This is a genomic window from Mycobacterium cajalii (assembly GCF_045809005.2).
Taxonomy (GTDB): Bacteria; Actinomycetota; Actinomycetes; order Mycobacteriales; family Mycobacteriaceae; genus Mycobacterium.
In genome coordinates, this window is sequence record NZ_CM141436.1 from 1,234,517 (window position 1) to 1,256,810 (window position 22,294).

The following is a 22,294-nucleotide window of genomic DNA, read 5'->3' on the forward strand; positions in this document are numbered from 1 at the left end:
GGCGACCAAGGACTCGCGATTGAGGACCGAGGTCACTAGCAGCCGCGGCCGTCGTTGGCGAGCATGATCGGCATGAATCGGCGATCCGTGGCCGCCCTGCTGGGCGGCACCCTGGCGGGGGTGACGGGCTGGGACCTCGCGCAGCGCCGCCACGCCATCCTGCGCAACTACCCGATCGTCGGCCACCTGCGGTACCTGCTGGAGGCGGTGGGCCCGGAGCTGCGCCAGTACATCGTCACCGACAACGACGCCGAGCGGCCCTTCAGCCGCGACCAGCGCCGCTGGGTGTACACCTCGTCGAAGGCGGCCAACCGCTACTTCGGGTTCGGCACCGACAACGACCTGGAGCGGGTGCACAACTACCCGATCATCAAGCACGCGGCGTTCCCCGTGCCCGCCCCCGACGGCGAGCCGCACCACCCCGACCCGGAGGTGCCGCTGCCCGCGGCCAAGGTGCTCGGCGGCGCGCGGCGCCGCGCCAGGGCGTTCCGGCCGTCGTCGGTGGTCAACATCTCCGGTATGAGCTTCGGGGCGCTGTCCGCCGCCGCCGTCACCGCGCTGAACAAGGGCGCGGCCCTGGCCGGCGCCCTGCACACGACCGGGGAGGGCGCGGTGACGCCGTATCACCTGGGCGGCGGGGACCTCGTCTGGCAGATCGGCACCGGCTACTTCGGCTGCCGCGACGCCGACGGCCGCTTCAGCCTGCCGCGCCTGATCGACCGGGTCGCGGCCACCCCGCAGATCCGGGCCATCGAGATCAAGCTCAGCCAGGGCGCCAAGCCGGGCCTGGGCGGCATGCTGCCCGGCGCCAAGGTCACCCCCGAGATCGCCGCGATCCGCGGCGTCCCGGCCGGGGTGGACTGCAAGAGCCCCGCCGGCCACTCGGCGTTCCGCGACGTCGACGGGCTGCTCGAGCTGGTGGAGACCATCGCCGCCGAGACCGGCCTGCCCGTCGGCGTCAAGTCGGCGGTCGGGGAGGAGCGGTTCTGGCGCGACCTGGCCGCGCGCATGGCCGGCACCGGCCGCGGCGTCGACTTCGTCACCGTCGACGGCGGCGAGGGCGGCACCGGCGCGGCCCCGCTGGTCTTCAGCGACCACGTCGCCCTGCCCTTCAAGTGGGCCATGCCCCGCGTGTACCGGGCCTTCGCCGAGCAGGGGCTGCACCACGACGTGGTGTTCGTCGGCTCCGGCAAACTGGGCATCCCCGAGAACGCGCTGCTGGCCCTGGCCGCGGCTGCGACATGATCAACGTCGGCCGGACCGCCATGTTCGCCCTCGGCTGCATCCAGGCGCAGCGCTGCCACACCGGCCGCTGCCCGTCGGGCGTCGCCACCCAGTCGGCGTGGCTGCAGCACGGCCTGGACCCGGACCTGAAGTCGGTGCGCTGCGCCGACTACCTGGCCACGCTGCGCTTCGAGCTGCTGTGCCTGGCCCGCGCCTGCGGCGTCGTGCACCCGGCGCTGGTGCCGCCGGACGCCGTCGAGCTCCTCGACGTCGACCTCAAGACGGTGCGGCTCGACGCGTTGCTGGACTACCGCGACGGCTGGGGGCTGCCCGGCCCGGCCGACGTCGACGCGATCACCCGGCTGATGGGCCCGACCGGGTAGCCCGCCGGCGGTCCAGCCGGCGCAGCACGAACTTGCGCGCTTCGCTCACCCACAGCACGCTGCTGGACACCGCCAGGCACACCAGCCACCGGCCCGGCGACAGCGGTGTGGTGGTGAAGGCCGTGTTGAACAGCGGCAGCTGCACCACCGCCACCTGCGCCAGCGCCGACAGCCCGATCGCGGACCACAGCCACCCGTTGGCGAAGACGCGGTGGAACGCCGACCGCGTCTCGGAGCGGGCGTTGATCGTGTTGAACAGCTGGGTGAGCACCAGCACCGAAAAACCCGCGGTGCGGGCGGTGTCCAGGGACGACGGCACCGGTCCGCCGGGGGCGTACAGGTGGATCGTGAACAGGGTCGCGGCCGCCACCGCCGCACCGATCACGATGATGTTGTTCCACATCCGCCCGTCGATGACCCGGTCGGTCTTGGCGCGCGGCGGCCGGTCCATCACCTCCTCGGTCGACGGGTCCACGCCCATGGCCAGCGCCGGCGCCCCGTCGGTGATCAGGTTGACCCACAGGATCTGCGTGGCCAACAGCGGCAGCGCGACGGTGTGGCCCTGGGTCAGCCCGATCGCGTCGGCCAGCACGACGCCGAAGAAGACGGTGAAGACCTCGCCCATGTTGGAGGACAGCAGGTAGCGCAGCGACTTCTTGATGTTGGAGAAGATGCCGCGGCCTTCCCGGATCGCCTCGATGATCGTCGCGAAGTTGTCGTCGGCCAGGATCATGTTCGCGGCTTCCCGGGCGACCTCGGTGCCGGTGCGGCCCATGGCGATGCCGATGTCGGCGACCTTCAGCGCGGGCGCGTCGTTGATGCCCTCGCCGGTGGCGGCGACGACGTCGTGGTCGGCCTGCAGGGCCTCGATGATGCGCAGCTTGTCCCCGGGTTCGACCTGTGTGTACCGGGAATGCAGGCGCACCATCTCGCGGAGTTGCTCGTCGCCCAGCTCGGCCAGCTCGGCGCCGGACACCGGCGAGCCCGTGCCGCCGATGCCGAGGTCGGCGGCGATGCGCGCCGCCGCGCGGGGATGGTCGCCGGTGAGCATCACGACCCGGACACCGGCGCGGTGCGCTTCGGCGATCGCCGCGGCCGCCTCCGGGCGGGGCGGGTCGGTGATGCCCACCATGCCCGCCCACACCAGCTCCCCGCGCTGGTCCCGGTACGCCACCGACACCGGGTGCAGCCCGCGGTCGGCGAGCCGCTCGGCGTCCCCGCGGATGGTTGCCCTCCCCGCGTCGTCGAGCGCCTCGAGCCGATCGCCGACCCGCACCCGGGCGCACCGGGGCAGCACCGCATCGGGGTCGCCGGTGGTCACGGCCGGCCCGGAGCGCTCGCCATCGTTTGACGAAACACCTTGCTGTGCAATGAGTTTCGACTCAGCTACCAGGAATGCCGCGGTGACGGGATCGCCGTCGGCGCTCCAGCGGCCGTCCTCCTCCCGCAGGGTGGCCGTGCCCGCCGCGCCGCCGGCGCCGAGCACCAGCGCGATCTGGCGCCACAACTGGCCGCGCCCGTCCAGCGCGACCCCGTCGTGTTCGACCCGTCCCTCGGGGCGGTAGCCGGCTCCGGCGACGGTCGCCTCGCCCAGCGGCGTCACGACCCGGACGATCGTCATCTCCCCGGTGGTCAGGGTGCCGGTCTTGCCCGAGCAGATCACCGAGGTCGAGCCCAGCGTCTCCGCGGACGAGAGCTCCTTGACGATCGCGTGGTGGCGGGCCATCCGCCGCATGCCCAGCGCGAGGACGACCGACATGATCGCGGGCAGCCCCTCCGGGACGGCGGCCACGGCCAGCGACACGCCGAGCAGCACCGCCGTGATGACGTCGGCGGCGCTGTGGATGCCGAAGACGAGCAACACCGTCGCGATCACCACCACGGCGACCACCAGCACCCCGATGCCCAGCAGCCGGCCGGCCCGCGCGACCTCCCGCTGCAGCGGGGTCGCCTCGTTGCCGACGCTGCGCACCAGGCCCGCGATCTGACCCGTCTGGGTGGCCATCGCCGTGGCCGTCACCACCGCCCGGCCCGCCCCCTGGGTGACGGCGGTGCCCTTGAACACCATGTCGGTCTTGCCGTCGAGCGCCGTCGGCCCCGCCGGGGTCCGCGCGTCCTTGAGCACGGGCTCGCTGCGGCCGGTCAGCGCGGCCTCGGACACCCGTAGCCCGGTGGCCGTCAGCAGCCTGGCGTCGGCCGCCACCGCGTCCCCCTCGGCCAGCAGCAGCACGTCGCCCGGCACCAGTTCGCCGGCCGGGATCCGCCGTTCGGCGCCGTCGCGGACGACCCTGGCCGTCGCCGCGGTCAGCCGCGCCAGGGCGTCGACGGCGCGCTCGGCGCGCGCCTCCTGCGCGTAGCCCAGGGCGGCGTTGAGCACCAGGATGACGCCGATCACCACGGCGTCGACGGGCCAGCCGGCCGAACCCTCGGCCACCCACACCGCCAGCGAGGCGACCAGCGCCGCGAACAACAGGTAGATCAGCGGGCTGCGGAACTGCGCGGCCACCTTCCGCCACCGCGGGACCGGGGGGACGCTGTCGAGGTCGTTGGGTCCGACCGTGGCCAGCCGCCGGGCGGCCTCGGCCGCGGTCAGTCCGCGCGCCGGGTCGGTGGCCAGGCGTTCGACGACCGCGGCCGCGTCGAGCAGTGCGGGATCGGGGTCGAGGAGTGCGCTGATCACCGGGACTCGGCGGCCCGGTCCCTGCGGGATTCCAGCATCCGGTTGCGCACGATGTGCTCGACCAGGATCGGCACGAAGGTCTGCAGCGGCGCGTCGACGAACTGTTGCGTGGCCTCCTCGGTCCACCGCCTGATCTCGGCGGCGCGCTGCGCGTCGCCGCCCTCGTGCTGGGCCAGCTTCTCGGCGATGTCGGCCAGCGACCGCGTCGCCGTGGACCCGGCGGGCGGGCACGGCGCGGCGCCGGCGCCGGCGTGCGCCTCCATCGCGCGCCGGGCGACGTCGTCGCCGGCGTCGAGGCGGACGACGTGCAGCGTGAGGTGCCGGCCGTCCTCCCCGATCAGGACGACGCTGGCCGGCTCGTCGCTGGTGAAGCCGAGCAGTTCGACGGTCTGGCCGCCGACGTCGACAAGGGGCGGCGTCTCGTCCCAGCCGTTGCGGCGATAGCCCACCAGCACCACCGGCCCGAGCCGGTCGGACACCGACGCGACCAGGCCCGGCAGCTCCTCGACCAGGTGCCGCGAGCGCGGCCACCAGGCGCCGTCGAAGTGCTCGGAGGCCGGCCGCTTGGGCATCAGCGTCACCCGGGCATCGCCAGTCATCTCAACCACCTGCCAATCCTTCGACCAGTCGTCGTTGCCCTATGTCGGCGGCGCGCGCGAGCAGTTCGGGAGCCGTCGCCGACACCAGGCTCGCCGCCGCGGCGGCCAGCAGGCCCTGACCCCAGGCCACCGGGCCGACCGGGACGCAGCCGAACACCTGGCTGACCCCGGGCGTGGAGATCACCACGAACAGCGCGGCCAGCGAGCCGACCGTCGTCAGCACCACCAGGTGGCCGTGCGAGTCCAGCAGGGTCTGCGTGAGCTGGGCGCCGACCAGCGCGATCAGCGAGACCGTCGCCGCGCGCTGTGGGGTGCCGGTCACGCTGGCCATCACCCAGCCCAGCGTGGCGCCGACCGTGGTGGAGGCGCCGCGGATCCCGATCGCGCGCCACATCGCCGCCTCGTCGCGGTCCACCTCGGCGCTGCCCGCCTGCTCGCTGACGGCCAGCGCGGCGGCGGGCAGGGCGTCGGTCAGCATGTTGACCAACAGCATCTGGCGGGCGTTGAGCACCGAACGCCCGGTCAGGATCGTGGTGATCAGCGCGAAGAACACCTCGCCGAGGTTGCCGCCGAGCAGCATCGACACCGCGGACTGCACCCGCCGCCACAGCTGTTCGCCCTCGTCGAGGGCGTCCAGCAGCGCCTCGATCCGCTCGTCGAGCAGCACCACGTCGGCCGCGGTGCGGGCCGCGTCGCTGCCGCGGGCGGCCACCCCGATGCCGACGCTGGCGGCGCGAATGGCCGCGGCGTCGTTGACGCCGTCGCCGACCATCGCGGTGACCAGGCCGGCCCGCTCCAGGGTCTGCACCACGTCGATCTTGTGTTCGGGCGACATCCGCGCGAACACCTGTCGTGACCTGGCGATCTCGGTCCGCCGGTCGGCCGACAGCGTCTCCCATTCGGCGCCGGTGACGACCTGCTCGGCCGTGACGTGCAGGCCCAGCTCGCGGGCGATCACGGCCGCGGTCGCCGGGTGGTCGCCGGTGATCAGCCGCACCCCGATGTCGCGCTCGGCGAGCTCCTGCAGCACGGCGTGGGCCATGGGTCGCGGCGTGTCGGCCAGCCCCAGCAGGCCGATCGGGGTGAGCCCGGAGGTGCACAGGGCCTCCAGGAAGTCGGGGTCGGCCGCCGCGGCCGCGGCCTCGGCGTCGCCGAGCTGCCGCTCGGCCACCGCCAGCACGCGCAGGCCGTCGGCGGCCATCTCGTCGACCTGCCGGGTCAGCGGCCCGTCGGAGTGCAGCAGCGCCGAGGCGAGCACCTCGGGGGAACCCTTGATGGTCAGCCGGGTGCCGACCAGGGCGGCCGCGAACGGGCGGCCGGACTGGAACGGCAGGAACGCGTCGCGGGTGCGCCGCGCCTGCGGCGGCGCACCGTCGCGCAGCGCGGGGTCGTCGGCGGCCTGGCTGATCGCGTCGTCGGTGGCGTGCTCCACCCGGTGGGTGTGCCGGGCGTAGCTCGTGCTCACCGCCGCGTCGAGCACCTGCCCGGCGGTGAACCCCGAATTCGGGCGCACCGCTTTGACTTTCAGCCGGTTCTCGCTCAGCGTGCCGGTCTTGTCGAAGCACACCACGTCCAGGCGGGCCAGCGCCTCGATGGCGTGGGCGTTGCGGATCAGCACCGATTCGCCGGTGAGCCGGCGGGCCGCGGACAGCTGGGCCAGGGTCGCCACCAGCGGCAGGCCCTCGGGAATGGCGGCCACGATCAGCGTGACCGCGCTGGAGACCGCCGCGCGCAGCGGGGTGCCCCGCGCCACGCTGAGCAGCCCGACCAGACCCCCGCTGGCCACGCTGAACGGCAGCGCCCGCCGGGTGATGTGCCGCAACTGCCGCTGCAGGCCGATCTCCTGCAGCTTGCGCGGTGCCATCGCCAGCGCGCGGCGCGCTTCGGTGCGTGAGCCCACCGCGGTCACCACCGCCACCGCCGTGCCGGCGACCACCGTCGTGTCCGCGTAGAGCATGCAGGTCCGTTCGGCCAGCGGCGCGCCCGGCGTGGGGTCGGTCTGCTTGCCCACCGGCAGCGACTCGCCGGTCAGCGTCGACTCGTCGACCTCGACGTTGGACGCGTGCAGCAGCCGGGCGTCGGCGGGAACCACCTCGTCGGAGCGGACCTCGATGATGTCGCCCGGACGCAGCCGCCTCGTCGGCACCTTCTCGCGGCGCTGCTCCTCGAGCGGGCCCAGCCGCCGCCGCGCCGGCGGATCCTGCACGGCGAGCAGCCGGTTCAGGGTGCGCTCGGCGTGCAGTTGCTGCTCGGCCGACAGGGCGGCGTTGACCAGCAGGACGCTGCCGACCAGCACCGCGTCCAGCGGCGAGCCCAGCAGCGCGCTGGCCAGCGCACCCGTGGCCAGCAGCGGGGTGATCGGGTCCGCCAGGTCGCCGCGCATCTCGGCGGCGAAATCCCGGGCCAGGCCCCAGGTCCGCGCGGCCCCGCCCTGCACCGCGCGCAACGCCGGAATCCGCGCCAGCCCCGGCCACTCGGCGGCGCCCGCCCCGGGTTGCTCCCCGGGCGGGCGGGGCAGCAGCCGCTGCACCTCCGCGACGGGCAGCGCGTGCCAGTCGTGGCCGGCCTCCGGCTCGGGCACCGGGTCCCGGAAGAGCTTGGCGGCGGCCCGGTACCCGAACCACAGGCTGGCGGCCATGCCGACGTTGACCGACGCCGAACTGCGCCCCGGCACACCGGGAATCAGCATCAGCGCGCCCAGCGTCGACGCCGCGGCCGACAGCCGCACGGCGCCGTCGGTGGCGGCTCGCGCCGACGGCAGCGCGTGCAGCAGCCGCCAGGCGCCGGTCAGGTCCGCGACGAACAGGTCCGCCCCCCAGGGCGGGGGCCGGCGCTGCCGCAACACGCCGATCGTGACGTCGGACCGGTGCGCCGCGCGCATCTCCGAAGTGGTCAGCAACGCCACCGTGGCGTCGCCGGCCTTCAGTTCCGCGACGGCCGCGGCCACCGCGACGTCGACCGACTCGCCCGAGGGATACAGTCGGTCGAATCCCTGTGTCAGAGAACGCAACCCGTCATCCTCGAGGGAGAACACCCGCGGGTGGGCCCGGCGCGCCTCGGTCAGCACCGCGGCGGCGAAGGGATCGCGGACCGGGCTGATCAGCGCCTCGCCGGACTCGCCGGCCCCGGGGATGTCGGCCAGCCGGTGCCAGCCGGGCTGCAGCCCGTCGCTCTCGAGGGCGGCCCGGACGGCTTCCCACGCCTGCGCGCGTTCCGAGTTCTGCACGCCCAGAACGCGGCTCACCGTCAGCTCGTCGGTGTAGAGCGCCCGCGGGTCGATCATGATCGCGTCGATCCGGTCGAGCACGCGCAGCGCGCCGGGACGCAGCACCAGCGCGTCGTGCCGGGCGGTCAGGCCGCGGTGCATCGTGGCGCCGAACGCCTCCCGGACGGTGCGCAACGGCTTGGGGACGGCGGCCAGCGCGGCCGCCCCGGCCAGGTCGGGGTTGCGGGTCAGCAGACCGACCGCGAGGCCGGCGCCGACGCCACCGAGCCCGGCGCGGTCGGCGTAGCGTTCGGCGGGCCCGTCGGGCGGGTGCGCGGTGTTCTGCGGCGCGAAGGCCGCGCCGTCGGGTACCGGCTGAGCGCCCAGCCCGGGCTCGTGGCGGGCCCACGTCAGCCGGCCGTTGAACGCCTCGGCCGCCAGCATGGTGCGGGTGGCGGCCTCCGCCGCGGCCGCCGTCGGCGACAGGGTCAGCGCGGCCGTCGTGGCGTTGACGACACCGAACAGGACGTCGGTGCCCTCCGTCCCGATGCGCCGGTCCAGCTCCCGGCGCAGCCGGGGCAGATGGTCGGCCAGCGTCGGGGGCACCGCCACCACGTCGGGCAGCCTGGGCAGCCGCAGCAGGCTGCCGGTCAGGGAAAGACCGAGGCTCGCGGTGGCGGCCGCGGCCGCCACCATCCGGCCCATCAGCAGCGCGTCGTCGCCCGGCAGGCTGGCCGAAGGCTGCCGGGCGGGCCGGGCCCCGCCCCGCCGTTCGGCGCCGGCGACGATCCGGCACAGCTCCGCCAGCGACGGCCCGCCGGCGGTTCCGGTGTCCAGGGTGACCACCAGCCGCGCCAGGTGGTGATTCAGGAAGGCCTCGCGCACACCGGGTGCGGCGCGCACGGCGGCGAGCACGTCGGCGGCGATCGCCGCGGCCCGCTCGCCGTCCAGGCCGCGCACCTCGATCCAGCGGCGCGCACCGTTGCTGCTGGTGCGCCGCACCGGCGGGCCGCCCGCCGCCTCGACCGCCATGCCCGCGGCGGCCCGGGTCAACGCGGGAACGTCCGGGGCGGCCCGGGCCAGCGACCTGCCCACGCTGACCGCCATGCCCCCGCCCAGCAGGGCCGTCCCGGCCACGGTGCCCGCGGCGACGGCGCTCACCGTGACCGCGAGCCGGGTGCCTTCCGCGGCGGCCCGCAGCGGCGCCGCGAGTAGCCCGGCGCCCGGCAGGCCGCGTGGGGCGATGGACATGTAGGTGGCCCCTGCTTACTGTTGCTCACCGTGCCGTCGACCGGTGACGCCCGAAGCCTAACCGGCGGTGACGTCGTGTGCAGGGGCCGTTCGGGCCCACTTGCGGGTGGCTTTCGTCCCTAGCCGAAAGCGCTGCGATGGCGTTGAGTTCGTGTCGCGGTGCCCCGCGACAACGTTGCCCGGAGGTTACAGCGATGCGAACCAGCTACCACACCAAGCTGGCCGAGCTGGCCAGGCAACTCGGGGAGATGTGCGGCCTGGCCGGGGCGGCGATGAAACGCGCCACGCAAGCGCTGCTGGAGGCCGACGCGGCGGCCGCCGAACGGGTGATCGCCGACCACGAAGTCCTCGTCGCGATGCGCGAACAGGTCGAGAAGGAGGCGTTCGCCCTGGTGGCGCTGCAGCAACCGGTGGCCGGTGAGCTGCGGGCGGTCTTCGCCGCCATCGACATCGTCGGGGACATCGAGCGGATGGGTGCGCTGGCCGTGCACGTCGCCAAGATCGCCCGCCGGGAGTACCCCCGGCATGCGGTCCCCGAGGAACTACGCGGGACGTTCGCCGAAATGGCCACGATGGCAATCGATTTGAGCGACAACGCCAAACAGGTGCTGGTCACCCGCGATCCGCAGCAGGCCGCGAAGCTGCACGAACACGACGACGCGATGGACGCGCTCTACCGGGAGCTGCTGAGTGTGCTGATGGGCCGGGAGTGGAAGGAAAGCGTCTCCGTCGGTGTGGAATCGGCGTTGCTCGGCCGTTTCTACGAGCGCTTCGCCGACCACGCCGTGGAGATCGGCCGCCGCGTCATCTTCGCGGGCACCGGCGCCCTGCCGGACGAGGACGAGATCTCCACCTACTGACAAGATGGGGCCCGTGCAGGTAGCTCCGAACGTCCAGGGCCGCCTGTGGCGTTCCGGCGAGCCGCAGGACGATTTCGAGGTCGCCAGGCTCGCCGACTACCCCGGCGAGCCCGACGCCCTGGTATGGGTCGACCTCTGCGATCCCGACCACGGCACGCTGTGCGAGCTGGCCGCCGAACTGGGCCTGAACACCTGGGCCGTTCAGGACGCGGTGGCGGCCTCCGAACGCGTGAAGGCCACCGCCTACGCCACGCACACCTTTCTCACCGCCTACGCCGTCGACGTGGTCGCGGAGCCGGCGTCCGCTGCCGATGCGGGAGGTCGTCAATTCCATTCAGCATCACCGTCTTCAGGACGGGGCCGGCCGCGAGCTGGACCCGCTCTACGCCGACCTCTACGACCACGTGCTGCGCGTGTCGGAGTGGACGGAGTCGCTGCGCCGACCGCGATCACCGGCTTCTACGGCCAGAACGTGCCCTACCCGGGCTTCGGCACCCCCGCGGGGTTCCTGGCCAGCAGCGGCGTGATGGTGGTCCGTGATGGTCGCGCTCTACGCGTTGTTCCGGCGCCGTGACCGGCTCTGAGCTGAGCACCGGCGCGGTCGCCGCGGCCCCGGTCGCCGACGTGCTGCGCCGCCTGGACAGCTCGGCCGCCGGCCTGTCCGCCGCACAGGCGGCCGCGCGGCTTCAGCGCTACGGCCCCAACGCGGTGCGCACCCACCACGTCAACGCGCTGGCGGTACTGGGCCGGCAACTGCGCAACGCGGTGCTCATCCTGCTGGGGGGCACCGCGGTCGTCTCCTACTTCCTGGGCGACAGCATGCAGGCGGTCATCATCGGGATCATCCTGGCGGCCAGCATCGGCTTGGGCTTCATCAACGAATATCGCGCCGAGCGGGCCGCCGCCGAGTTGCATGCGGGGGTGCATCACAACGTTCTCGTGCGCCGCGACGGCGAATACGTCCCGCTCGCGGTCACCGCGTTGGTGCCCGGCGATGTGATTCGGCTGTCGCTGGGCGAAGCCGTGCCGGCCGATGTCCGGCTGATCGAGGTCAGCGGTCTGGAATGCAACGAAAGCATCCTGACCGGGGAATCGACCGGGTCGGAGAAATCGCCGCAGCAGGTGCCCGCCGGAACCGAACTCGCCGAGTCGTCCGACCTGGCCTTCATGGGCACCATCGTCAGTGCCGGCGAGGCCACCGGGGTGGTGTACGCGACCGGCAGAAGTGCCGAATTCGGGCGGATAGCAGCCGGTCTGGATGCCCGGCAACCCGAAACCGACTTTCAAGTGGGGCTGCGCCGGTTCTCCTACCTGCTGCTGCAGGTCGCGATGGCGCTGATGGTCGTCATCCTGGCCGGCAACCTGCTCCTGCACAAGCAGGTCATCAACTCCGTGCTGTTCTCGCTGGCGATCGCGGTGGGTATCACGCCGCAGCTGCTGCCCGCCGTGCTCAGCACCAGCCTGGCCACCGGTGCGCGGCAGCTGGCCCGGGCCAAGGTGCTCGTCAAGCGCCCGGTGTGCATCGAGGACCTCGGCGACATCGACATCCTGATCACCGACAAGACCGGCACCCTGACCGACGGCCGGATCAGCCTGATCGACACGGTCGACCCCGCCGGTGCGCACAGCGACTCGGTCCGGCGCCTGGGGCTCATGGCTACCGACGTGGACCCGGAAACCGGTGGGGCGAGCGGCAATGCGCTCGACGCCGCGCTCTGGGAGTCCCCGCAAGCGCAGCAGCTCGTGGGTGCCGTGCGCCGGGTCGCGATGCTGCCGTTCGACCACGAGCGCCGGGCGACGTCGGTCTTGGTTGATGACGACGGCGAACGCGTGTTGCTGGTCAAGGGCGCGCCCGAACAGGTGCTGACCCAATGCCAGCCGACGGCGACGGCCGCACAAGACACCCTTGCGGCCCTGTTCGCCGCCGGACGCCGGGTGGTGGCCGTCGCCGTCAAACCCGCCGCCGGCCTGACCGCTATCAGCCCCGAGGACGAATGCGATCTGATGCTGGCCGGCTTTCTGGTGTTCGCCGACGAACCCAAACCCGCCGCACGCCGGTCCCTGTCGCGGCTGGCCGGCCTCGGCATCGAGCTCAAGATCGCCACCGGCGACAACCCGCGGGTCGCCGAAAAAGTCTGCGCCGAGATGGGTTTGGCGTCCAAGGGCACGATCACCGGCACGCAGCTCGAGCCCCTCGGCGACGACGACTTCGCCGCCGCCGCCCAGCAGCACACCATCTTCGCCCGCATCTCCCCGGAGCAGAAGGAGCGGCTGATCGTCTCGCTGCGCCGCACCGGGCGATCGGTCGGCTTCCTGGGCGACGGCGTCAACGACGCGCTGGCCCTGCACGCCGCCGACGTGGGCATCTCGGTCGACAGCGCCACCGACGTCGCCAAGGACGCGGCCGATGTCGTGCTGCTGGAAAAAGACCTGGACGTGCTGGCCACCGGGGTGGCCGAGGGTCGGCGAATTTTCGCCAACACCATCAAGTACGTGCTGATGGGCACGTCGAGCAACTTCGGCAACATGTTCAGCGCGGCCGCCGCCTCGGCACTGCTGCCGTTCCTGCCGATGCTACCCAGCCAGATCCTGCTGAACAATCTGCTCTACGACAGCTCGCAGCTGGCGATTCCCACCGACCGGGTCGACGAGGAACAGCTGCAGGCGCCGTCGCACTGGAACGTCGCTTTCATCCGCCGGTTCATGCTGGTTTTCGGCCCGATCAGTTCGCTGTTCGACTTCTTGACCTTCGGGTTGATGCTGGGCGCGCTGCACGCGAGTGCCATCGAGTTCCGCACCGGCTGGTTCGTGGAATCGCTTGCGACCCAGACGCTGATCATTTTCGCCATCCGCACACGCAAGGTGCCGTTCTTCCGCAGCCGATCGAGCCCGTTGCTGGCAATCACCAGTCTCACGGTGGTCGCCATCGGCGTAGTGCTCACCATTTCACCGCTCGCTCACACCCTGGGCTTCACGCCGCTGCCGTGGCAGTTTTTTGCCGTGCTCGGCGGATTCGTCGTCGTCTACCTGGTTTTGGTGGAGCTGGCCAAGATCATGTTCTACGCCGAGCCGGTGCGCCTCGTCGGAGCGCCGCGCCGCACCCGCGGGCGTGCCCATCGGATCCGGCGGCGCGCCGCCCGGTTCCACTACGTGGACGGGACGCCGCGCGGCACCGCGACCCGATGACCTGCACCCCGTGTTCACCTGTTGGGTGTGGTCACCGGTCGCGCCCCCGGCGTACGATCTTGCGGCCGAGCCGGTGCTCGTGCGCTATCGCAGAGGAGGGCGCGAGTGGATCCATCACATGCGGTGGCCGCGGGGGGTGGCGAGCGGCCGGCGCTGCACCTGTCGGAGCTGCTGCGCTCGCCGGTGCTGGCCCGCTCGGGCGAGACCGTGGGCCGGGTCGAGGACGTGATCGTGCGGCTGCGCGGCGCCGACGAGTATCCGCCGGTGACCGGGATCGTGGCCGGGGTCGGTGGGCGGCGGGTCTTCATCGGGAGCCGGGTGATCGGGGAGTACGGCCCCGACCGGATCGTGTTGACCAAGAACAAGGTCGACCTGCGCGGCTTCGAGCGCCGCGACGGTGAGGTGCTGCTGCGCGCGGACGTGCTCGGGCACCGGCTCATCGATGTGGCGGCCGTCGACCTGGTGCACGCCTACGACGTCGAACTCGAGGACGCGGGCGCCGGATGGGTGCTCGCGCGGCTGGACACCCGCCGCCCGGCAAGGCTTTTCGGGCTCATCAAGAGCTCGGGTGGGCACGCGTCGCGCGACTGGAAGGCGTTCGAACCGCTGATCGGCCACGCCCGTTCCAATCCGGTGCGCCGGCACTGGGGCAGGGTCGGCGGCTTGAAACCGGCCGAGATCGCCGACCTCCTCGAGGATGCGGACAAGGCGGAGGGCGGGGAGATCCTGGACCGGGTCCGCAGCGACCCGGAGCTGGAAGCTGACGTGTTCGAGGAACTCGACCCCGACAAGGCCAGCCGGCTGCTCAACGACATGCCCGACGAGGAAGTCGCCGCGCTGCTGGGCCGGATGCGCGCCGACGACGCGGCCGACGCGATTGCCGACCTGCGCCAGGCGCGGCGCCGCCGGGTGCTGGACCTGATGCCCGCGCCGCAGCGCACCAAGGTGGTCACCCTCATGGGGTTCAACCCCGAAAGCGCCGGCGGGCTGATGAACGTCGACTTCGTGTCCTGTGCCGCCGGCGCGACCGCGGGCACCGCACTCGCGCTGGTCGCCGACGCCCGCACCCTGCAGCCCGAGGCGCTGGTCAAGATCCACGTGCTCGACGAGGACAAACGCCTCTCGGGGGTGGTGTCGGTGATCGCGCTGCTGCAGGCCGAACCCGATGACAGCGTCGGGGCGCTGATGGATTCCGACCCGGTGCGGGTCACCGCGACCGCCGACCTGACCGACATCGCGCTGTTGATGGCCGACTTCAACCTGTACTCCATCCCCGTGGTCGACGAGCAGGACCACGTGCTCGGGGTGGTCACTGTCGACGACGTGCTGGAGGCCACCATCCCCGAGGATTGGCGCCGGCGCGAGCCCGCGCCCCGCCCCGCGCCGGTGACGGGAGGGCAGGACGGGTGAGGTCGCCCGACGACGCCACCATCCCCAGCGCCGTGCTCGACAGCGCGCACCTGGGCGACATCGAGGGCGCGTTCGGGCGCATCGCCGTGGGCGAGACCGAGCATGCCGCTACGCTGAAGACGCGGCTGCTGACCCTGCTGGCCATCGTCGGCCCCGGAATCATCGTGATGGTCGGCGACAACGACGCCGGCGGGGTGGCCACCTACGCCCAGGCCGGCCAGAACTACGGCTACTCCCTGCTGTGGGTGCTGCTGCTGCTGATCCCGGTGCTGATCGTCAACCAGGAGATGGTGGTGCGGCTCGGCGCCGTCACCGGCGTGGGGCACGCGCGGCTGATCAACGAACGCTTCGGCCGCGGCTGGGGCTGGTTCTCCGTCGGGGACCTGTTCCTGCTGAACTTCCTGACGATCGTCACCGAGTTCATCGGCATCACGCTGGCCGCCGAGTTCATCGGCGTCTCGAAGTACCTCGTGGTGCCGGTCTCGGCGGTGGCGCTGGTCGCGATCATGGCCAGCGGCAGCTTCCGCCGCTGGGAGCGGGCCATGTTCGTGTTCATCGCGGTGAGCCTGGTGCAGATCCCGATGCTGCTGATGTCGCATCCCCAGTGGATGCACGCGGCGAAGTCCTTTGTGATGCCGAGCATTTCGGGTGGGGTGAGCTCGGATGCGGTGCTGCTGGTCATCGCCATCGTGGGCACCACCGTGGCGCCGTGGCAGCTGTTCTTCCAGCAGTCCAACGTCGTCGACAAGCGGATCACGCCCCGGTTCATCGGCTACGAACGCGCCGACACCGTGCTGGGGGCCTTCGTCGTGGTGGTCGGCGCCGCGGCGCTGCTGATGACCGGCGACTGGGCGGGGCGCTCCACCGGAACCGTGGGCGGCTTCTCCGACGCCGGCGCCGTCGCGCACCTGCTCGGCCGGCACAGCGAGGTGCTCGGTTCGATCTTCGCGATCGTGCTGATCGACGCCTCGATCCTGGGCGCGGCCGCGGTCACCCTGTCCACCAGCTACGCCTTCGGCGACGTGTTCGGCCTCAAGCATTCGCTGCACCGCGGGTTCTCCGACGCCAAACAGTTCTACCTGTCCTACACGGCGATGGTGGCGCTGGCCGCCGCGATCGTGCTGATCCCCGGCGCCCCGCTCGGGCTGATCACCACCGCCGTGCAGGCGCTCGCCGGCCTGCTGCTGCCCAGCGCCAGCGTGTTCCTGCTGCTGCTGTGCAACGACCGGGAGGTGCTGGGGCCCTGGGTGAACCGGCCCTGGCTGAACTGGGTCGCCGGGCTGATCGTCGGCATCCTGCTGCTGCTGTCGGGGATCCTGATGGCCACCACGCTGTTCCCCGACATCGACGTGGTCGCCGTCGCCGGCTACCTGTCGCTGGCCCTGGTGGCGCTGGCCGCCGCCGCGGTCCCGGTGCTGCGCTGGATGGCCCGCCGCCAGCCCGCCCGGCCGGCTGCGCACCTGCCCGCCCGCGGCGTCGACCGCAACACCTGGCGCATGCCGCCGCTGACCCTGCTGGAGCCGGTCACCTGGTCACCCGGAACCCGCCTGGGCATGATCGCGCTGCGCGGTTACCTGGTGGTCGGCGCCGTGCTGCTCATCGTCAAAGCCGTGCAACTCGGCGCCCGGTAGCGCTACGGTCGCCTGCCATGAGCGAAGAACACGCGCTGGTCATCGTCGCCGGCTATCAGGACCTCGACACGGCCCGCCGCGACTTCGGGGCCCTCACCGAACGGACCGGGCGCGCTCACCTCGAGCTGCGGGGCGCGGTGCTGGTGGGCAAGGACGAGCGCGGGGAACCCGTCCTGGTCGACACCGGCAACCGGCTGGGCCGGCGCGGGGCCGCCTGGGGCGCCGGTGCGGGCCTGGCGGTCGGGCTGTTCTCGCCCGCGCTGCTCGCCACGGCCGCCGTCGGCGCCGCCGCCGGCGCGCTGGCCGGCACCTTCGCCGAGCATCGCGCCAAGAGCGGGCTGGCCGACAAGATCGGGGCGGCGATGGCCGCGGGCAGCGGCGTCGTCGTCGCCGTCGTGCCGGCGGACGGCCGGCTGGCCACCGAGCAGGCGCTGGCCGGCTCCCCGATGAAATCGGTTGCCGAGCTGAGCCGTTCGACGCTGCGGGCGCTGGGGTCGGCGCTGGAGGAGGCGATGGGCAAGTTCAACCCCGACCGCACCCGGCTGCCGTTGCCCCGGCCGAGTTTCGGCGGCACCATCGGGCGCACCATGGCCGAGTCGGTGGGCGACTGGACGGTCGTTCCCGGGCCCGGGGCGCCCGAGGGCGCCCCGAACGTGCTCATCGTGCTGATCGACGACGCCGGGTTCGGCGGCCCCGACACGTTCGGCGGCGGCATCCGGACGCCGACGCTGAGTCGCGTCGCGCAGAACGGCTTGTCCTACAACCGCTTCCACGTCACCGCGGTGTGCTCGCCGACCCGCGCGGCGCTGCTGACCGGGCGCAACCACCACCGGGTGGGCTTCGGGTCGGTCTGCGAGTTCCCCGGCCCCTTCCCCGGCTATTCGACGGTCCGGCCGCAAGGTTGTGCGTCGCTGCCGCGCATCCTGCGCGACAACGGTTATGTCACCGGCGGTTTCGGTAAATGGCATCTGACGTCCGACAACGGCCAGGGGGCGGCCGGGCCGTTCGACAACTGGCCGGTGGGCTGGGGCTTCGACCACTTCTGGGGGTTCCTGTCCGGTGCCGCCGGCCAGTACGACCCGATCATCACCCGGGACAACTCCGTCATCGGCGTCCCGGAGGGCAAGGACGGCAAGCCCTATTACTTCCCCGACGACCTCACCGACAAGGCCGTCGAGTGGCTGCACGCCGTGCGGGCCCAGGACGCCGAGAAGCCGTGGCTGATGTACTACGCGACCGGCGCCACCCACGCCCCGCACCACGTGTTCGCCGAGTGGGCCGACCGCTACCGCGGCCAGTTCGACGAGGGCTGGGACGTCTACCGGCGCAAGACGTTCGAGCGGCAGAAGGAACTCGGCATCATCCCGCCCGGCACCGAGCTCACCGAGCGGCCCGACCTGTTTCCGGCCTGGGACGGCCTGTCGGACACCGAGAAGAAGCTGTACGCCCGGCAGATGGAGGTCTTCGCCGGGTTCTCCGAGAACGCCGACTTCAACGTCGGCCGGCTGCTCGACGCCATCGAGGACCTCGGCGAATCCGACGACACGCTGGTGTTCTACATCTGGGGCGACAACGGCGCCAGCATGGAGGGCACGATCACCGGCTCGTTCAACGAGATGACCTTCCTCAACGGCCTGCTGCTGGACGCCGACCGCCAACTCGGGCTGATCGAGGAGTACGGGGGCATCGAGGCGCTGGGCGACGAGTTCACCGCGCCGCACTTCGCGGCGGCGTGGGCGCACGCGAGCAACACCCCGTTCCAGTGGGGCAAGCAGATGGCCAGCCACCTCGGCGGCACCCGCGACCCGATGGTGGTCGCCTGGCCGAGCCGGATCCGGCCCGACCCCGCGGTGCGGTCGCAGTTCGCCCACTGCATCGACATCGCGCCGACGGTGCTGGAGGCCATCGGTTTACCGGAGCCCACGCACGTCGACGGGATCGAGCAGGAGCCGATGGACGGAACCAGCTTCGTGCACACCTTCGACGACGCCGCGGCCGAGGAGCGTCACACGGTGCAGTACTTCGAGAACTTCGGCAGCCGCGCCATCTACCAGGACGGGTGGTGGGCCTGCGCCCGGCTGGACAAGGCGCCCTGGGACCTGTCGCCGCAGACACTGGCGCGGTTCGCGCCCGGCACCTACGACCCCGACGAGGACGTCTGGGAGCTGTACTACCTGCCCGACGACTTCTCCCAGGCCGTCGACGTGGCCGCCGAGCATCCCGACAAGGTCGCCGAGCTGACGAAGCTGTGGTGGCAGGAGGCCGAACGCAACCGGGTCCTGCCGCTGCTGGGCGGGCTGGCCGTGATGTTCGGCAGCCTGCCGCCACTGCCCACCACCACCCGGTTCGTCTTCAAGGGCGACGTGCAGAACATCCAGCGCGGCATGGTCCCGCGCATCTTTGGCCGCTCGTACGCGATCGAGGCGCGGCTGACAGTCCCCGAGGGCGGGGCGCAGGGCGTCATCGTCGCCAACGGCGACTTCATCGGCGGCTTCGCGCTGTGGGTCGACGACGGCGGACGGTTGCACCACACCTACTCCTACCTCGGCGTGGACACCTACAAGCAGGCATCGGCCGAGCCGGTGCCCACCGGCGACGTCACGGTCACCATGCTGTTCGAAACCGACCAGCCCGTGCCGGGCTCCGGCGGCCGGGTGAGCCTGTGGGCCGGCGGGCGGCGCGTCGGCGAGGGACGGCTGGCCGCGACCGTGCCGATCGCGTTCACCTCGTACGCCGGGATGGACGTCGGCCGCGACAACGGCCTGGTCGTCGACCGCGACTACGAGGACTGGGCGCCCTACGCGTTCACCGGGACGGTGCACGAGGTGATCTTCGACCTGCAGCCCGTGCCGCCGGAGGCCGAGCGGGCGCTGCACGGGCACGCGTCGGTGCAGGCCGTGGGGCGGGGCGCGGCGGGCTGACTAGCGGGCGTTTTCGCCGTCGTCCGGGGAATCCGCCAGGGCGGCCCGCAGGCCCTGCTTCACCTGGTCCCGGACGTAGGGGCCGCCCTTCTTGACGGGCTGCGGGCAGTCGGGGCAGCTGAGGACCGTGAACGGGTTGGGGCCCGGGTCGGCGCCGGCCGGTGCCGCCAGACCCGCCGCGGCCGCGCCTGCGAGGGCGAGACACATCACTAGTTTCGTAACCACCCACAACTCCCCAAAACCGACGCTGTCTGAATTTTAGGAGCCGGCGGTGTCGGGTTGCACGTCAACATTGCGTAACGGGGGTAACTACGAGATGTACTGCGGGCAGTAGGCCCGCATGCTGGCGCCGACGAAGTATCCCGCGTGGTAGCCGTCGAGCGGGCTGTTGTCCATCACCGCGGACGCGACCTGGCTCGGCGAGGCGCCGCGTTGCAGTTCGTTGCACACCTCGTGCGCGCCGCTGAGCGCGGCCTCGGGGCTCGGGTAGTGAATGTTCTTGGCCTGCAGCGCGTCCAGGAACGCGTCGTCGTTGGCGTCGGCGCGCGCGGTCGGGGCCACGGTCGGATCCACGGCGGTCAGCGCGCCGAGCAGCGCGACCGACGCGGTCCAGGTGGCGAGTCTCCGGATGGGCGTGATGACTCCAGGATCTCTCGGTGGACCAAGTCGATGAACGGCGGGTGCAGCAAGCTCAAACAGGTTAGCCGGAGCGCCCCGGCGGCGCAGCGGTTCGCGCCACGCGCCGCGCAATCCGTCACCCGCGCCGACCCGGGTCGGTACCTTATCGGCATGCCGTTCGCGCGATGGTTGTCGTTGGCCGGTGTGGTGGCCCTGGCGGTGGCGGCCCTGGCCGGCTGCGGCGCGCGGCATCTCTCGGCGGCCGGCGCCCGCGACGTGCCCGGCACGCTGTTCTCCGGCGGCCTCGACCGGACTTACACGCTGCACGTGCCGCCCGGCGACCCGGTCGGCCTGGTGCTCAGCCTGCACGGCGGCGGCGGCAACGGAACCGGGCAGCGGGGGTTGACCGACTTCGACGGCGTCGCCGACGCGCACCATTTGCTGGTGGTCTACCCCGACGGGTACGACAAGAGCTGGGCCGACGGCCGCGGGGCCTCGCCGGCGGACCGCCACCACGTGGACGACGTGGGGTTCCTCGTCGCCCTGGTCGGCAAGCTGCAGGACGACTACAACATCGACCCGGGACACGTCTTCGCCACCGGCATGTCCAACGGGGGCTTCATGTCCAACAGGCTGGCCTGTGACCGCGCCGACGTCTTCGCCGCGATCGCGCCGGTGGCGGGGACCCTGGGCGTGGGCGTGCCGTGCAACCCGTCGCGGGCGGTCTCGGTGTGGGAAGCCCACGGCACCGCCGACCCGCTGGTGCCGTTCGGCGGGGGCAACGTGCGTGGTCGCGGCGGGATCAGCCACGCCGTCTCCGTCGCGAGCATGGTGGACAAGTGGCGCTCGGTCGACGACTGCCACGGCGACCCGTCGGCGGAGGCGTCGCCCGGCGTCGGGGACGGCACCGCCGTGCACCGCTTCGCCTACACGGTGTGCGCGGCGGCCACCGAGGTGGTGTTCTACCGGATCGACAACGGCGGCCACACCTGGCCGGGCGGCAGGCAGTACCTGCCCAGGGCGGTCATCGGCCGCACCACCCGCGCCCTGGACGGCTCGGAGGCCATCGCCCGGTTCTTCCTCGCGCACGCCCGCGATTAGCCCGCCGCGCTGCCGGCGAAGCCGACGGCTGTCCGCCGAGCCGCGTTGGTGCGATCTTGTTACGATGCCTCAAGCCTGCGGGAGCCGCAGCGCTGCTGGCTGGCCACCGTCCAAAGGAATCGGGTTGCAACTCAATCGGTTTGGCGCCGCGCTGAGTATCCTGGCCCTCGGGGCGATGCTGTCGGGTTGCGGCGGCGACGGCAACGGGCAGCACGCGGCGACGGGCGCGTCGCCGGTCACCTGCGGCGGCAAGCAGACGCTGCGGGCCAGCGGTTCCACGGCGCAGGCCAACGCGATGACCCGTTTCGTCAAGGCCTTCGAACAGGCCTGCCCGGGGCGGTCCCTGGACTACACGCCCAACGGGTCCGGCGCCGGGCTCAGCGAATTCGTCGGCAACCAAACCGATTTCGCCGGCTCCGACTCGCCGCTGAGCATGGACGAGTACGCCGGGGCGCAGCGGCGCTGCGGTTCGCCGGCGTGGAACCTGCCGGTGGTGTTCGGACCCATCGCGATCGTCTTCCACATCGACGGTGTGACGTCGCTGAACCTCGACGGCCCGACCGCCGCGCAGATCTTCAACGGCGACATCAAGACGTGGGACGACGGCGCGATCCAGGCGCTGAACCCGGGGACCACCATGCCCGCCGAGCCGATCAGCGTGGTGTTCCGCAGCGACCAGTCCGGCACCACCGACAACTTCCAGAAGTATCTGGACACCGCCTCCGGCGGCGCGTGGGACAAGGGCGCCGGCAAGACGTTCAACGGGGGAGTCGGCGAGGGCGCCAAGGGCAACGACGGGGCCGCCGCGGCCGTCAAGAGGACCGGGGGCTCGATCAGCTACGTCGAATGGTCCTACGTCCGGGCCCAGCAGCTGGACATGGCCAAGATCGTCACCTCGGCCGGCCCGGACCCGGTGGGGATCAGCGCCGAGGCGGTGGGCAAGACCATCTCCGCCGCCTGGTTCATCAAGGAGGGCAACGACCTTGCCCTGGACACGATCTCGTTCTACCGGCCCAACCAGCCCGGCTCGTACCCGATCGTGCTGGCGACCTATGAGATCGTGTGCTCGAAGTACCCGGACGGGCAGGTCGGCGCGGCTGTCAAGGCCTTCCTGCAGAGCGCGATCGGCGCCGGCCAGGACGGCCTGGCCGACCAAGGCTACATTCCCGTTCCGCAGGCGTTCATGTCGCGGTTGTCGACCGCGGTCAACGCCATCTCCTGACCC

The 22,294-nt window shown here is 72.3% G+C and carries 12 protein-coding genes and 2 pseudogenes; 9 read left to right on the plus strand and 5 right to left on the minus strand.

The window, feature by feature from the left end:
- The first annotated feature begins 72 nt into the window (after positions 1-72).
- Positions 73-1,607, plus strand: a pseudogene (locus tag ACJ512_RS05950) (glutamate synthase-related protein).
- Here the strand turns inward: ACJ512_RS05950 and ACJ512_RS05955 are convergent.
- The 3 genes from ACJ512_RS05955 to ACJ512_RS05965 are packed head-to-tail and all read right to left on the minus strand — an operon-like array spanning position 1,579 to position 9,342.
- Positions 1,579-4,287, minus strand: a complete 2,709-nt coding sequence (locus tag ACJ512_RS05955) for a cation-translocating P-type ATPase (protein WP_407685808.1) — start codon at positions 4,285-4,287, stop codon at positions 1,579-1,581. The pseudogene ACJ512_RS05950 and the gene ACJ512_RS05955 overlap by 29 nt on opposite strands.
- The gene (locus tag ACJ512_RS05960) at positions 4,284-4,886 is read right to left on the minus strand and encodes a DUF5994 family protein (RefSeq protein ID WP_407685853.1); all 603 of its coding nucleotides are present in this window, start codon (positions 4,884-4,886) and stop codon (positions 4,284-4,286) included. The genes ACJ512_RS05955 and ACJ512_RS05960 overlap by 4 nt, the downstream gene beginning before the upstream one ends.
- 1 nt (position 4,887) lies before the next feature.
- The gene (locus tag ACJ512_RS05965; protein WP_461479991.1) at positions 4,888-9,342 is read right to left on the minus strand and encodes an HAD-IC family P-type ATPase; all 4,455 of its coding nucleotides are present in this window, start codon (positions 9,340-9,342) and stop codon (positions 4,888-4,890) included.
- Between the two features lie 194 nt (positions 9,343-9,536).
- Here ACJ512_RS05965 and phoU point away from each other — a divergent pair, with 194 nt between their 5' ends.
- From phoU to ACJ512_RS05995, 6 genes and pseudogenes are all read left to right on the plus strand, one after another.
- Positions 9,537-10,202 (plus strand): phosphate signaling complex protein PhoU, encoded by a 666-nt coding sequence (phoU, locus tag ACJ512_RS05970; RefSeq protein WP_407689481.1) that lies wholly within the window; start codon positions 9,537-9,539, stop codon positions 10,200-10,202.
- Between the two features lie 4 nt (positions 10,203-10,206).
- A pseudogene (locus tag ACJ512_RS05975) lies at positions 10,207-10,786 on the plus strand (CorA family divalent cation transporter).
- Positions 10,773-13,388 carry a magnesium-translocating P-type ATPase gene (gene mgtA / locus ACJ512_RS05980; RefSeq protein WP_407689480.1) on the plus strand — a complete coding sequence of 872 codons (2,616 nt, stop codon included), beginning with the start codon at positions 10,773-10,775 and terminating at the stop codon, positions 13,386-13,388. The pseudogene ACJ512_RS05975 and the gene mgtA overlap by 14 nt, the downstream one beginning before the upstream one ends.
- A 123-nt stretch (positions 13,389-13,511) precedes the next feature.
- Positions 13,512-14,798 carry a magnesium transporter MgtE N-terminal domain-containing protein gene (locus tag ACJ512_RS05985; RefSeq protein WP_407689482.1) on the plus strand — a complete coding sequence of 429 codons (1,287 nt, stop codon included), beginning with the start codon at positions 13,512-13,514 and terminating at the stop codon, positions 14,796-14,798.
- Positions 14,795-16,429 carry an Nramp family divalent metal transporter gene (locus tag ACJ512_RS05990; protein ID WP_407689479.1) on the plus strand — a complete coding sequence of 545 codons (1,635 nt, stop codon included), beginning with the start codon at positions 14,795-14,797 and terminating at the stop codon, positions 16,427-16,429. Before ACJ512_RS05985 ends, ACJ512_RS05990 begins: the two co-directional genes overlap by 4 nt.
- 17 nt (positions 16,430-16,446) lie before the next feature.
- The gene (locus ACJ512_RS05995) at positions 16,447-19,350 is read left to right on the plus strand and encodes an arylsulfatase (RefSeq protein WP_461479992.1); all 2,904 of its coding nucleotides are present in this window, start codon (positions 16,447-16,449) and stop codon (positions 19,348-19,350) included.
- Here ACJ512_RS05995 and ACJ512_RS06000 read toward each other — a convergent pair whose 3' ends face one another.
- Positions 19,351-19,575 (minus strand): hypothetical protein, encoded by a 225-nt coding sequence (locus ACJ512_RS06000; protein WP_461479993.1) that lies wholly within the window; start codon positions 19,573-19,575, stop codon positions 19,351-19,353. It abuts the gene before it with no gap.
- Between the two features lie 84 nt (positions 19,576-19,659).
- Positions 19,660-19,911, minus strand: coding sequence for a DUF732 domain-containing protein (locus tag ACJ512_RS06005; protein ID WP_461479994.1), 252 nt, complete (start codon positions 19,909-19,911; stop codon positions 19,660-19,662).
- Positions 19,912-20,139: 228 nt separating this feature from the next.
- Between ACJ512_RS06005 and ACJ512_RS06010 the strand changes: the two genes are divergently transcribed.
- On the plus strand, positions 20,140-21,069 hold the full coding sequence (locus tag ACJ512_RS06010) for a CE1 family esterase (RefSeq protein WP_407685541.1): 930 nt from the start codon (positions 20,140-20,142) through the stop codon (positions 21,067-21,069).
- 124 nt (positions 21,070-21,193) lie between these two features.
- The gene (pstS, locus tag ACJ512_RS06015; RefSeq protein WP_407685542.1) at positions 21,194-22,291 is read left to right on the plus strand and encodes a phosphate ABC transporter substrate-binding protein PstS; all 1,098 of its coding nucleotides are present in this window, start codon (positions 21,194-21,196) and stop codon (positions 22,289-22,291) included.
- The last annotated feature ends 3 nt before the right edge of the window (positions 22,292-22,294 follow it).

What these genes read in the sequence shown, in the direction of transcription:
- ACJ512_RS05960 (WP_407685853.1), bottom strand. Translation starts at nt 4,886, where the DNA reads ATGACTGGCGATGCCCGGGTGACGCTGATGCCCAAGCGGCCGGCCTCC.
- ACJ512_RS05965 (WP_461479991.1), bottom strand. Translation starts at nt 9,342, where the DNA reads ATGTCCATCGCCCCACGCGGCCTGCCGGGCGCCGGGCTACTCGCGGCG.
- phoU (WP_407689481.1), top strand. Translation starts at nt 9,537, where the DNA reads ATGCGAACCAGCTACCACACCAAGCTGGCCGAGCTGGCCAGGCAACTC.
- ACJ512_RS05995 (WP_461479992.1), top strand. Translation starts at nt 16,447, where the DNA reads ATGAGCGAAGAACACGCGCTGGTCATCGTCGCCGGCTATCAGGACCTC.
- ACJ512_RS06010 (WP_407685541.1), top strand. Translation starts at nt 20,140, where the DNA reads ATGCCGTTCGCGCGATGGTTGTCGTTGGCCGGTGTGGTGGCCCTGGCG.